The sequence below is a fragment of the Bradyrhizobium sp. ISRA442 genome (assembly GCF_038085055.1).
Classification (GTDB): domain Bacteria; phylum Pseudomonadota; class Alphaproteobacteria; order Rhizobiales; family Xanthobacteraceae; genus Bradyrhizobium.
Genome location: NZ_JALGCN010000005.1, coordinates 238,842 through 252,036, shown reverse-complemented (window position 1 = coordinate 252,036; position 13,195 = coordinate 238,842). Strand labels below are relative to the sequence as shown.

The window sequence follows — 13,195 nt, the reverse complement described above, 5'->3', positions numbered from 1 at the left end:
CCTCATTATGCGCGCAAAGCCGGTCCCGATAAATACGCCTGAAGGTGCGGTGGACTCCGCCGCGCGCGGTTTCTCTATCGACGCCCACCGCCTCGCCGCGCCAAAGGCGCCGCCCGGGCTGCACCTGGTCGCGACCCCCATAGGCAATCTCGGCGACATCACGCTGCGGGCGCTCGAAACCCTGGCCGGTGTCGATGTGATCGCCTGCGAGGACACCCGCATCACGCGGCGCCTGACCGAGCGCTACGCCATCGCCGCGCCGCTCAAGCCCTATCACGAACACAACGCGGAAGCTGCGCGCCCAAAAATCCTGGAGGCGCTGGCGCAAGGCGGCTCGGTCGCGCTGGTCTCCGACGCAGGCACGCCCCTGATCTCCGATCCCGGCTTCAAGCTGGTGCGCGAGGTCTGCGCCGTGGGCCACGCAGTGTACGCCCTGCCCGGCCCGTCCTCGGTGCTGGCGGCGCTGTCGGTCGCGGCCTTGCCGACGGACCGTTTCTTCTTCGAGGGCTTTCTGCCCGCCAAATCGGTAGCCCGGCGCACGCGGCTCACCGAGCTCGCCCGCATCGATGCGACGCTGGTGATGTTCGAATCCGGCAACCGCGTGCAGAACACGCTCGCGGACCTCGCCGAGATCATGGGCGGCCGCGAAGCCGCAATCTGTCGCGAACTGACCAAGTTGCACGAGGAGATCACGCGCGCCCCGCTGCGTGAGCTTGCGCGCGAGGCAGGCACGCTCGAAACGCGCGGCGAATTCGTGCTGGTGATCGGCCCGCCTGCCGCCGATGCCGAGGTGCTGACGGCGGATGCTCTCGACGACCTCCTGCGCGAGCAGCTCGCCACGCACAGCGTCAAGGATGCAGTGGCGCATGCGGTCGGGCTATCGGGCCGGCCGCGCCGCGAGGTCTATGCACGCGCCCTCGAGCTCGCCAGGGATCTGCGGGGCAAGGATATGCGGGGCGACGATGGCGAAGACTGAGGGGGCGAACACCAATGGTGCCACGCCGACGGAACTAAAAGTCGCCTCGCCCGAGCGCGTCGCCGCGTTCCGCACCGGCATCTCCGCGGAGAGTCGCGCCGCCGCCTATCTGATGGCAAAGGGCTACCGGATCCTGGCCAAGCGTTACCGCACACCACATGGCGAGATCGACATCGTGGCGCGACGACGCAATCTGGTCGCCTTCGTCGAGGTCAAGGCCCGCGCGAGCCTGGATGACGCCGCCTTCGCGGTGACGCCGCGCCAGCAGCAGCGCATCATCGATGCCGCACAGGGCTGGCTGGCCGCGCATCCCGAGCATGCCGAATTCGAATTGCGATTCGACGCCATGCTGATTGCGCCGAAACGACTTCCGCGCCATGTGTTGGCGGCATTCGACGCCTCGACCTGAAAGGCAGCCCATGAAACTGAACGTCGCCGTCCAGATGGACCCCATCGCCCGCATCAACGTCCGCGGGGATTCCACCTTCGCACTGCTGCTGGAGGCGCAGAAGCGCGGCCATGGCCTGTCCTATTACACGCCGGACAAGCTCTCGATGGTCGGCGCCGAGGTGGTGGCTCCGGTCCAGCTCCTGACCGTGCGCGACGAGCCCGGTGACCACTTCACCCTCGGCGAGCCCAAGCGCGAGGCGCTGAATGGCTTTGACGTGGTGTTGCTGCGCCAGGATCCGCCGTTCGACCTCGCTTACATCACCTCGACGCATTTCCTGGAGGGCATCCATCCGAAGACGCTGGTCGTCAACGATCCCGCCTCCGTGCGCAATGCGCCGGAAAAGCTGTTCGTGATGAATTTTCCGCAGTTGATGCCGCCGACACTGATCTCGCGCGATCTCGACGAGATCAACGCCTTTCGCGAGCAGCATGGCGCCGTGGTGATGAAGCCGCTGCACGGCCATGGCGGCGCGGCGGTGTTCCGCGTGATGCCGCAGGACATGAACTTCGGCTCGCTGTTCGACATGTTCTCGGTGACCTTCAAGGAGCCCTGGGTGATTCAGCAGTTCATCCCCGAGGTGAAGCACGGCGACAAGCGTATCATCCTGGTCAATGGCGAGTTTGCCGGCGCAGTGAACCGCGTTCCGGCCGCCGATGACCTTCGCTCCAACATGGTGCGAGGCGGCGCGGCGCAGGCGACCGACCTCACCCCGCGCGAGCGCGAGATCTGCGAGACGGTCGGACCGGCGCTGCGCGAACGCGGCCTCTTGTTCGTCGGCCTCGACGTGATCAACGACCGGCTCACCGAGATCAACGTGACTTCGCCCACCGGCATCCGCGCAATCGCGCGGCTCGGCGGCCCCGATGTGGCGGCGAAGATCTGGGACGTGATCGAGCAGAAGCGGAAGAAGTAACGCTTCAAGCAGCAAGCCGCACGCTACTCCCCAATGTCGTCCTGGCGAAAGCCAGGACCCATTACTTCAGGGAGTGGTTTGACGCGCATTGATAACCGCTAGTCCCTGTAGTCACGACTGCCTGTGGTTATGGGTCCCGGCTTTCGCCAGGACGACACACCGGTAAGGTGGCTGCCTGCACCCGCTTCGGCGACGCGGCTTCGAACTTCGCAAATCCCTAACCACCCATTCACCATGACGCCTCGCGCCGCATCTGCGAGCGTCTGCTGCCGTGCGTGAATCTACGGAGTTCATGGCTCTCTTGAATAACGCGGCGTTCACCATCCGCCCAAAACCCGCACCGTGACCGGCCATCACATTCGGGCCCGCAACACCCCTTATACTTTTACTGCCTACTCATCGACGCGGGGGAACCCGCCACGTGCGGTTCGAGTGTCCCGCGTAAGAGTAGAAGCGTATGAATACCGCACGCATAGTCGTTCTCGTTATTGCGCTGGGCGCCGGTGGCGTCGCCGCGTATCTGGCAAGCGGCTACGACAACAAGCCCGCTCCGGCCCTCCCGGTGGCTGAGAAGCTGCCGACGGTCGAGGTCCTCGTCGCCAAGTCCGACATCCAGCTTGGCCAAGCCTTGAAGCCCGAGGATCTGCAGTGGCAGATCTGGCCGGCGGCGACGGCGAGCGGCGCCTTCATCCGCCGCGACAGCAGGCCCGAGGCGCAGAACCAGATCGCAGGTTCGATCGCGCGCGTGCCGCTGATGCAGGGCGAGCCGATCCGCGAGCAGAAGCTGGTGAAGGCCGAGGGCTCCGGCTTCATGGCCGCAATCCTGCCGACGGGCATGCGCGCCGTCTCCACCGAAATTTCAGCCGAGACTGGCGCCGGCGGCTTCATCCTGCCGAACGACCGCGTCGACATCATCCTGACGCGGCGCCTGAAGAATCCCGACGGCGCCAACGGCAACAACGGCCAGACCAACGGCAACGACCTCATCCTCTCCGAGATCATCCTGACCAACATCCGCGTGCTCGCGATCGATCAGGCGCCGAAAGAAAAGGACGGCCAGAACGCCGTCGTCGGCAAGACCGTGACGCTCGAGCTCAGGCCCGACCAGGCCGCCGCGCTCGCAGCCGCGCGCCAGGGCGGCACGCTGCAGCTTGCGCTGCGGAGCATCGTCGACGCCAACGCATCGGAGGTCTCACTCGAGGACCAGGCAATCAAGCGTCCCGGCGGCGTCAGCGTGATCCGCTACGGCGTGCCGGCGCGGCAATTAACGTCACAGAAGTGATGGGAACACCCAAGATGAACTACGGGGATGATCAGACGTGCATGCGCATTCGGGGGAATGGCGCACGCGCGTTCTGGAGGGGAGCAATGCTAGTGCTGGGGCTCGTCACAGCCCCGAACTGGGCAAGCGGCGCGGACGCGCCGGTCGGCGACCAGGCGCCGATGCAAGCGCCCGATCTCGGCGTCGCGCCGGTCGCGACGATCGCACCGGCCCGGACACGCTTTCTGTCGCTCGGTGTCGGCAAATCGGTCGTCATCGACCTGCCGCGTGAGGTCAAGGACGTGCTGGTGGCCGATCCCAAGATCGCCAATGCGGTGATCCGCTCGGCACAGCGCGCCTATATCATCGGCGGCCAAGTCGGCCAGACCAACGTCGTTTTCTTCTCGGCCGACGGCCAGCAGGTCGCCTCCTATGACATCGCGGTGAAGCGCGACCTCAACGGCATGCGCGCCGCACTGCGCCAGTCGCTGCCGGGCGTGCAGATCGAAGGTGTCGGCGACAGCGTGATGCTGACCGGCTCGGTGTCGAGCCCGGTCGAAGCCCAGCAGGCGGGCGACGTCGCCGCGAAGCTGGTCGGCGGCTCGGAGAAGGTCGTCAACAATATCGTCGTGCGCGGCCGCGACCAGGTGATGCTCAAGGTCGTCGTCGGCGAGGTGCGCCGCGACATCGTCAAGCAGATGGGCGTCGATCTCAGCGCCAGCCTGAACGCCGGCACCGCCGTCGTGCAGTTCAACAATTCCAACCCCTTCTCGGTCAGCGGCGGTCCGCTCGTCAGCAACAACGGACTCGGCGTCGCCGGCCTCGCCAAGGGCGTGGCCACCGTCACCGCCACGATGCGCGCGATGGAAAGTGCCGGCGTGATGCGCACGCTGGCCGAGCCGAGCCTGACGGCAATCTCGGGTGAATCGGCGACCTTCATCGCCGGCGGCGAATTTCCAATCCCCGCAGGCTATTCCTGCGATCCGACCACGCATGTCTGTACCACCCAGATCACCTACAAGAAGTTCGGCATCTCGCTGAACTTCACGCCGGTGGTGCTCAGCGAAGGACGTATAAGCCTGCGGGTGATGACCGAAGTGTCGGAGCTGTCGAGCCAGAACGCAATCTCGGTGACGCAAGCGCTTTCCTCGGGCTCATCGAGCTCCATCACCATCCCGTCGATCCAGACCCGCCGTGCCGAGACGACGCTCGAGATTCCCTCGGGCGGCTCGATGGCGATGGCCGGCCTGATCCAGCAGCAGACCAAGCAGGCCATCAACGGCCTGCCCGGCGTCGACCAGGTGCCGATCCTCGGCGCGCTGTTCCGCAGCCAGGACTACGTCAACAACGAGACCGAACTGATGGTGATCGTGACGCCCTATGTGGTGCGCGCGGTCGCGCAGAAGGAATTGTCGCGGCCTGACGACGGCTTCGCACCCGCCTCGGATGCGCAGTCGGCGCTGCTCGGCCGCATGAACCGTCTCTATGGCATCGCGCGCCGCGCCGATCCCATCAGCGGCTACCAGGGCGATTTCGGCTTCATCATCGACTGAGACGAGCGGGCGGCTCGACGACGACAGCTTGGGGACGAGGGCAAGAGGGGGAAATCGATGGCGAACACAGCGGCCGATCATAGTGGCAGGCTGCGCCTCGCAGTCGCGCTGACGGGGCTTTCCGTCATGCTGGGCGCGTGCAATACCACCGGCGAGATCGTCACCCAGACGGTGCCGGCCGACTATCGCCAGCGTCATCCGATCGCGGTGCAGGAAGGCAAGCGCTCGATCGTGATCTTCGTCGGCAAGGCTCGCGGCGGCCTCTCGGCCGCACAGCACGCCGATGTCGTCGGCATCGCGCGGGACTGGGTGCGGGAAGGCACCGGCTCCGTCGTCGTCGATGTGCCGGTCGACACCGCCAATGCAAGGCCCGCAGCGGCGACCTATCAGGAGATTCATTCCGTGCTGATGGCCGGCGGCGTGCCGTCGCGCGCCATCGTCCAGCACCCTTACCGCCCCGAGGATCCCGGACTGCTGCCGACCATCCGTCTGAGCTATTCCAGGATCGCCGCCGTCGCAGGCCCATGCGGATTGTGGCCGGAAGACGTGGGGCCGTCTCTGCTCAACCCCGACTACAACGAGAATCGGCCGTACTTCAATCTGGGCTGCGCCAGCCAGCGCAACCTCGCGGCGATGATCGACAACCCCGCCGACCTCGAGCAGCCGCGGGCGGAGACGCCGGTCTATACCGCACGGCGCGACATCGCCTTCGACCGCTACCGCAAGGGTACGTCGACCGCGACTAGTTATCCCGAGGCTGACAAGGCCAAACTCAGCGACACAGGCAAATGACAAGCGGCCACGAAGACCAAGCGGACGATCCGCGGCACCCCGAGGAACACATTGCGCCGGTTCCGCGCATTTCGGTGCAGGCATTTTGCGAGACCGAGCAGACGCTCGCCGCGGTGACCGCGGCGGGTCAGGATCGCCGTCTCGCCAAGGCGCATCTCACCGCCAAGAGCGGCGGCCTTGCCGCAGCGATCGAAGCCTACGACTCGATGCCGACGCCGAACGTGATCGTGATCGAATCCGACGGCACGCGCGACATCCTCGAAGGGCTCGACGACCTCGCCGGTGTCTGCGATCCCGGCACGCGCGTGGTCGTGATCGGCAATCCGAACGATGAAGCGCCCTATCGCGAGCTCGTGCGCCGCGGCGTCAACGACTATGTGCTGGGGCCGGTCGAGACCATCGACGTGGTGCGTTCGATCTGCAGCCTGTTCTCGGCCTCGGAAGCCATCATCACCGGCCGCATCATCGCCGTGGTCGGCGCCAAGGGCGGCGTCGGCGCATCCACCGTCGCGCACAACGTGGCCTGGACCATCGCGCGCGACCTCGCGCTCGATTCCGTCGTGATCGATCTCGACCTCGCCTTCGGCACCGCCGGCCTCGACTACAATCAGGATCCGATCCAGGGCATCGCCAACGCGGTGCTGTCGCAGGAGCGGCCCGATACCGCGCTGATGGAGCGCCTGCTCGCCAAATGCACCGAGCATCTCAGCCTGCTTGCTGCGCCGGCGACGCTCGACCGCGTCTATGATTTCGGCGCGGAGGCGTTCGACGCGATCTTCGACACGCTGCGCATGACCACGCCTTGCATCGTGCTCGACGTACCCCATCAATGGTCGGGCTGGACCCGGCGCGCGCTCGTCAGCGCCGACGACATCCTGATCGTGGCCGAGCCCGATCTCGCCAATCTACGCAACACCAAGAACATGCTGAGCGTGCTGAAGGCGGCGCGGCCCAACGATCGGCCGCCGCTCTACTGCATCAACCAGGTCGGCATGCCCAAGCGGGCGGAGATCGAGGTCAAGGCATTCGCCAAGACGATGGAAAGCCAGCCGATGGCGGTGATTCCGTTCGATTCGAAGCTGTTCTCTGCCGCCGCAAACAACGGCCAGATGATCGCGGAGGTCTCCAAGAACCACCGCACCACCGAGCTATTCCAGAACATGGCCAACCGATTAGCCGGGCGCGGCGACGTGAAGAAGCCGAAACGCTCGCTGCTCGGACCGCTGCTGAAGAAGCTGAAGGGCAGGGGTGGGCGCAGCTCCGCGCCGCATCGCAAGGCGTCGTAACCCGAACGGGACGGCGGGCTATTTGTTGTCGGCGCGCTGCTGTTTCTTCGCCAGGAGCTGATGCAGCGCCGTGACCTTGGCTGCGGCTTCGGCCGGCGGCAGGTCGGCTTTCACGATGGCCTCGGCCTCGGACTGTTTTCCCTGCAGCCCCAGCACGAAGGCAAGATTGGTCCGGATGCGGGAATCGGCGGGACTGCGCTCATGCGCGCGGCGCAGCGTCTCCTCCGCCTTGGACAGATTGTTCTGAAGCACGTAGGACAGTCCGAGGTTGGACAGCACCGACGGCTCGTCGGGCACGATCTTGAGCGCGGTCGCGTAATATTGCTGCGCTTCCTCGTTGCGGCCGAGCTGGTCGAGCACCGCGCCCTGCGCCGACAGGATGTGCCAGTCGGGATCCTCGGGCGTATGCGCGCGGCTCAGGACATCGAACGCCTGTTGGAAATTGCCGTTGTCGGCGAGCGCACGGCCGTAGCCGGCGAGCAGCGCCTTGTTGCTGGGATGGGCGAGCACAGCCTGCTCCATCACCGCAACCGCCTGGGCGCGCTGGCCGGTCTCGCGTAGCGCCTTGCCGTATTCGAGCGAAACATTGGGATCGCTCGGCTTGGCGCGATAGCGCTCGCGCAGAGCGTCCATGTCCGGTTTGGCGTCGACCTTGCTCGCGGTTTCCGGCTGGCCGCCGAGCGCGCCGGTCACATCCTCGAGGCCCATGGTCTGGCAGCCGCCGAGGACCAGCACCAAGAGCGCCGGAAGGAGGAATCTCGCCAGGGGAGAGGCAGGGGACGAACGCTTGGACATACTCTGATCTACCGTCGGCGAATGATCAGAGATGCTTTGCCGATTAACCCTAAATTCCCGTTAAGGACGCGCCGTCCTCGTCGCGGCCTAGTCGACGAATTCGGCGCCGAACTCGCAACCGATACGCCAGCGCAGGCGGCATTGGCGCGAATAGTCGGGCGCAAAGATGATGGTGAATTGCGGCGGCACTTCCAGAAACTCCGCCACGACTTTCACGCCGCCATCGGAGATATCCGTGATCGTGCAGTCCCTCGGCAGCGAGCCGGCGCCAAAATGAATCTTGGCGAGCCGACTGCACACCCGACGTTCGCTTCTCCGGCGATTTACAAGCATTTCGATTGTTCACTTGTTAGATCACGGCCCATCCCGCGGCTCTAAACGTAGCGAACATTCGTTGGAATGTGCTGAGCGAAGCCGGTCGCATTCGAGGCGTAGTGTGCGCATCCCGTTTACGATTGGTTAGGGCTTGCCGGGTCGCCAAAATCGTTCCTGTATTGTTCTTGTCAGGCGCGCCGCGTCCTGCTACCCTCGATTGTACGAGGGAGCAGTCTGGGGCGCGCATGGTTCAGCGGGTTTCTACAGTCGCCTTTGAGGGGATCGAGGCGCGCGCGGTCGATGTGCAGGTGCAGGTCGCACCAGGCCTGCCGGCGTTTGCCATCGTCGGCCTCCCGGACAAGGCCGTGTCGGAGGCCCGCGAGCGGGTCCGCTCGGCGCTGATCGCCTCAGGCCTGGCGCTGCCGGCGCGGCGGATCACCGTCAACCTTGCGCCCGCCGATCTGCCCAAGGAAGGCAGCCATTACGACCTGCCGATCGCGCTCGGGCTGATGGCGGCGATCGGGGCGATCCCGCCGGATGCACTGACGGGCTTTACGGTGCTTGGCGAGCTCGGCCTCGACGGCTCGATCGCACCCGTTGCGGGCGTGTTGCCGGCCGCGATCGGCGCCAATGCGCGCGAGGAGGGGCTGATCTGTCCGGCCGCCTGCGGCTCGGAGGCAGCCTGGGCGAGCCCGGACATCCAGATCATTGCCGCAAGTTCGCTGATCCAGATCGCCAACCATTTCAAGGGCACGCAGGTGCTGTCGCGGCCCTCACCGAAGGTGCATGAGACGGCCGCTTCAAAGCTCGACCTGCGCGACATCAAGGGCCAGGAGAGCGCCAAGCGGGCGCTGGAGATCGCAGCCGCCGGCGGGCATCACCTGTTGATGATCGGCGCGCCCGGCGCGGGCAAATCGATGCTGGCGGCGCGCCTGCCCTCGATCCTGCCGCCGCTGTCGCCGGGCGAGCTGCTGGAGGTCTCGATGATCGCCTCCGTCGCTGGCGAAATTCAGGGCGGTGCGCTGACCTCGCGGCGGCCGTTCCGCTCGCCGCATCATTCCGCCAGCATGGCCGCGCTTACCGGCGGCGGCGTGCGCGCAAAGCCCGGCGAGATCTCGCTCGCGCATCAGGGCGTCCTGTTCCTCGACGAGCTGCCCGAGTTCGATCCGCGCGTGCTGGATTCGCTGCGCCAGCCCTTGGAGAACGGTGAGGTCGCGGTGTCCCGCGCCAATCATCGCGTGACGTATCCGGCGCGCTTCATGCTGGTCGCGGCGATGAATCCCTGCCGTTGCGGCAACGCGTTCGAGCCGGGCTATACCTGCAAGCGTGGCCGCATCGACCGCTGCACGGCAGACTATCAGACGCGCATCTCGGGTCCGCTGATGGACCGCATCGATCTGCGCATTGAGGTGCCGGCGGTGACCGCGGCCGATCTGATCCTGCCGCCGTCGGCGGAAGGCTCCGCCGAAGTCGCCGCGCGCGTGGCCGCGGCGCGCGACATCCAGCTCGCACGCTACGCGGCGGCCGGCCTGCCGCATGTCCGCACCAATGCCGAGGCGCCGGCCTCCGTGCTGGAGGAGATCGCGAGGCCCGACGCGCAGGGCCAGAAGCTGCTGCGCGATGCCGCCGAGAGCATGCGGCTGTCGGCGCGCGGCTATCACCGCGTGCTGCGCGTGGCGCGTACGCTCGCCGACCTCGACGGCGCCGAGAAGATCGGCCGGCTGCATCTCGCCGAGGCGCTGTCCTACCGTGCACTCGCGGAGGATGTGCGCCAGATGGCGTGACAGCCTCGCGTATCAACCCGGCGGTAACGAGTTTCCTTTACGCTCTGCAAACCATAAGGCCCGCAAGTGCCCCCGCGTGGCCTGGCGAGTAGCGTGTCATGTTGCGTTTCAAGATCCTGGCCTCGGTTGTTCCCCTCTTGGCGGCTGCGGTGTTCGCCCGCAGCGAGATCCGGTCGGTCTCCCATCCCTGCATTGCCCTTGGCGAGACCTCGGTCGAGCTCACATCCCTGTTCTGGACGGCCGGCATCCAGGTTGCCTTCACCGAAGATCCCACACAAGCCACCGTACGGGTCCAGATGACCGAGAACGCGGATGCCGCGGATTTTGCGGTAGTCGACGACGGCACCAGCGATGAGCCGGGCGCCTGCGAGGCCAACGCCGCGACGCGCCTTGTCGCGATCTCCGCGCACCCGAGCGATGGCCGTTCCGTGATCTATCTCTCCCCCGACGGGCCCGCTGACTACCGCATCTATGTACGCTCGAAGACGTTCTCGCCGCGCGAGGCCGCGGCATTGATCGTCGGGGCCCGCGGCGGCCACCGCCACCTCCAGGCCGCCTCGCTCTGAGGCGTTAACGCCTCGTCAACCCTGTTTGGAGGCGGCTTCCAAACCTCAAACTGTTCGCAACGCCGGCGGGGACATCGTCACTGGTGGCGATCACAGGGTTTCGGAAAGAGTCGGGGTCGGTAGCGATGGGTCGGACGTTCCGGATCAAGGTGCGCATGCGCCGCTTCAGGCGCCGTCATCCGAGGATCGCCTTCGCGATCCGCTCGTTCGTGATCTTCTCGGCGACGTTCGGCGCCGCCTACGGCTTCATCACCGGCAGCCGGGCCGAGCATTCCGGCTATGATCCGAACGCTTTCGCGATCGGTGCGAGCTTCCTGTTCGCGCTCGCCTGCCTCGGCTTGGCGACGCTGAGCATGCGGCTGCGCTTCGTCAACAAGCGCCTGCGCAAGCTGGCCGCGCATAACGAGGCGCTGATCGACCGCAATTGGGAACTCAAGGAAGCCGAGGAACGCGCCCGCAGCCTGTTCGAGTCGCAGGGCGATCTGATCGTGCTGCGCGACCATCAGGGCCGCATCACCTTTGCCAACGACGCCTATTGCGCGCTGGCGGGCGAGGCGCGCGCCGCGCTGGTCGGCACCCGCTTCGATTTCGACGTGCTGGAGCAGGGCGACAGCGCGCGCGAAAGCAGCGGCACGCGCATCCACGACCAGAAGATCGCAACGCATCTCGGCGCGCGCTGGATCGCCTGGCGCGAGGGCTTCGTGCGCCTCGATGCCGGCCAGCCCGCCGAATTGCAGAGCGTAGGGCGCGACGTCACCGACCGGACCGAGACCGAGCGCGCGCTGTCGGACGCGCGCGACCAGGCCGACGCCGCCAACCGCGCCAAATCGCGCTTCCTCGCGATGGCCTCGCACGAGATCCGCACGCCGCTGAACGGCATCATGGGCATGAGCGGGCTGCTGCTCGATACCATGTTGACGCCGGAGCAGGCGACCTATGCGAAGGCGGTGAAGACCTCGGGCGAGGCCTTGATGGCGCTGATCGAGGAGCTGCTCGACTATTCCAAGATCGAGGCCGGCAAGCTCGACCTCGAGCAACGTTCCTTCGCGCTCTCGACCCTCATCGAGGAGATCACCGAGCTGCTGGCGCCCCGCGCGCAGGCGAAAAATCTCGAGATCGCCGCCTATGTCGACGAGCGCCTGCCGCTCGAGGTCGCTGGCGACGCCGCACGGCTGCGCCAGGTGCTGCTCAACCTTGCCGGCAACGCCATCAAATTCACCGCGAGCGGCGGCGTCGCGCTGATCGTCGAGCCCGGCATCTGGCCGAACGAGATCAGCTTCCTGGTGCGCGACACCGGCATCGGCATCGCGCCGGAAGCGCAGTCGCGCATCTTCCGTGAATTCGAGCAGGCGGACGAACGCGTCGCGCGCACCTATGGCGGCACAGGGCTCGGCCTCGCCATCAGCGAGCGCATCGTCAAGCGCATGGGCGGCCGCATCACACTGGAGAGCGAGCCGGGCAAGGGCTCGACCTTCGAGGTCGCGATCCCGCTTGCGCCGTCGCAAGCCGGCGCGGGACAGACGGCCTTCCCAAGCCCCGACCTTTCAAACAAATCGATCCTCCTGGTCGCCGACGGCATCGAGGCCTCGCTGATCGCACGGCGGCTGGAGCGCTGGGGCAGCCAGACCTGCATGGTCGCGGACGCAGCGGTCGCCGAAGCGCTGCTGCCGGAGCGTTCATGGCATGCCGTGTTGATCGATCGTGCACTCGGCGTGGCCGCAGCGGATCGCCTGGGGGAGGTGGCCCGCAAGCATGCGACGCAGCGGCTGGTGCTGCTGACGCCGAGCTCGCGCCACGAAAAGCTCTCGCCCGCCTTCACAGGCTATCTGGTGAAGCCGCTGCGTGCGGCCTCGCTCGCCGCGCGGCTGGCGCTGACGCCGGAAGTCACGTCGCCCGATCTCGCGCCTGAGCCGCCAGTCGAACCGGCGGAGACAGCAGCAGCGCCGATGAAGGGCCTTTCGATTCTTGTGGCGGAAGACAACGAGATCAACGCGCTCTTGATGCGGTCGCTGCTGACCAAGCTCGGCCACCGCGTCGTCATCGCGGTTCATGGCGATGCCGCGCTGGAATCCTGGCTCGCCGCGGCATCTGCCGGCGCGCCCCATGACCTCGTGCTGATGGATATCCAGATGCCGCAGCTCGACGGCATCGAGGCGACCAAGCGCATCCGCGCGCATGAAGCCCGCGCAGGCGGCCGCCGCACGCCGATCCTGGCGCTTACGGCGAATACGCTGGTGGAGGATCGCTATGCCTGCTTCGAGGCGGGCATGGATGGGTTCTTGATCAAGCCGCTCGACCGCGAGAAGCTCGAGGAGGCGCTGGCGGGGCTCGCGGCGTCGCGGCATCTGGCGGTGTAGCGAGCTCTCTCCACTGTCATTGCGAGGAGCGCAAGCGACAAAGCAATCCAGAATCCCGCCGCGCAAAGATTCTGGATTGCTTCGCTTCGCTCGCAATGACGATGTGAGAAGGGCGGTCGTGACAATCGCAGGGTGGGTTAGCCGGT

12 protein-coding genes are annotated in these 13,195 nt (G+C 66.4%); 10 read left to right on the top strand and 2 right to left on the bottom strand.

Going from position 1 to position 13,195, the window contains the following annotated elements:
• Nucleotides 1-7 precede the first annotated feature (7 nt).
• The 7 genes from rsmI to MTR72_RS13425 all read left to right on the top strand — a co-directional run bounded on the left by rsmI (nt 8) and on the right by MTR72_RS13425 (nt 7,232).
• Entirely contained in the window at nt 8-976 is a 969-nt protein-coding gene (rsmI, locus tag MTR72_RS13455) for a 16S rRNA (cytidine(1402)-2'-O)-methyltransferase (RefSeq protein ID WP_280967488.1), read from the top strand.
• Nucleotides 963-1,385 (top strand): YraN family protein, encoded by a 423-nt coding sequence (locus tag MTR72_RS13450; protein ID WP_280967489.1) that lies wholly within the window; start codon nt 963-965, stop codon nt 1,383-1,385. Before rsmI ends, MTR72_RS13450 begins: the two co-directional genes overlap by 14 nt.
• A 10-nt stretch (nt 1,386-1,395) precedes the next feature.
• Nucleotides 1,396-2,340: a glutathione synthase gene (gene gshB / locus MTR72_RS13445; protein WP_280967490.1), complete on the top strand. Its 945-nt coding sequence runs from the start codon at nt 1,396-1,398 to the stop codon at nt 2,338-2,340.
• A gap of 457 nt (nt 2,341-2,797) precedes the next feature.
• The gene (gene cpaB / locus MTR72_RS13440) at nt 2,798-3,622 is read left to right on the top strand and encodes a Flp pilus assembly protein CpaB (protein ID WP_280967491.1); all 825 of its coding nucleotides are present in this window, start codon (nt 2,798-2,800) and stop codon (nt 3,620-3,622) included.
• A gap of 14 nt (nt 3,623-3,636) precedes the next feature.
• Entirely contained in the window at nt 3,637-5,154 is a 1,518-nt protein-coding gene (locus MTR72_RS13435) for a type II and III secretion system protein family protein (protein ID WP_280967492.1), read from the top strand.
• Between the two features lie 57 nt (nt 5,155-5,211).
• Entirely contained in the window at nt 5,212-5,946 is a 735-nt protein-coding gene (locus MTR72_RS13430; RefSeq protein ID WP_280967493.1) for a CpaD family pilus assembly protein, read from the top strand.
• Complete coding sequence (locus MTR72_RS13425; protein WP_280967494.1) at nt 5,943-7,232, top strand: AAA family ATPase; 1,290 nt, start codon at nt 5,943-5,945, stop codon at nt 7,230-7,232. The genes MTR72_RS13430 and MTR72_RS13425 overlap by 4 nt, the downstream gene beginning before the upstream one ends.
• A gap of 18 nt (nt 7,233-7,250) precedes the next feature.
• Here the strand turns inward: MTR72_RS13425 and MTR72_RS13420 are convergent, their stop codons facing one another.
• The gene (locus MTR72_RS13420; RefSeq protein WP_280967495.1) at nt 7,251-8,027 is read right to left on the bottom strand and encodes a tetratricopeptide repeat protein; all 777 of its coding nucleotides are present in this window, start codon (nt 8,025-8,027) and stop codon (nt 7,251-7,253) included.
• Between the two features lie 87 nt (nt 8,028-8,114).
• Entirely contained in the window at nt 8,115-8,360 is a 246-nt protein-coding gene (locus tag MTR72_RS13415; protein ID WP_028145870.1) for a PilZ domain-containing protein, read from the bottom strand.
• Nucleotides 8,361-8,587: 227 nt separating this feature from the next.
• Between MTR72_RS13415 and MTR72_RS13410 the strand changes: the two genes are divergently transcribed.
• From MTR72_RS13410 to MTR72_RS13400, 3 genes are all read left to right on the top strand, one after another.
• A complete protein-coding gene (locus MTR72_RS13410; protein ID WP_280967496.1) occupies nt 8,588-10,126 on the top strand; it encodes a YifB family Mg chelatase-like AAA ATPase in 1,539 nt (512 codons plus the stop codon).
• Nucleotides 10,127-10,224: 98 nt separating this feature from the next.
• Nucleotides 10,225-10,692, top strand: a complete 468-nt coding sequence (locus tag MTR72_RS13405; protein ID WP_280967497.1) for a hypothetical protein — start codon at nt 10,225-10,227, stop codon at nt 10,690-10,692.
• Nucleotides 10,693-10,817: 125 nt separating this feature from the next.
• Nucleotides 10,818-13,049: an ATP-binding protein gene (locus MTR72_RS13400; RefSeq protein ID WP_280967498.1), complete on the top strand. Its 2,232-nt coding sequence runs from the start codon at nt 10,818-10,820 to the stop codon at nt 13,047-13,049.
• Nucleotides 13,050-13,195 lie beyond the last annotated feature (146 nt).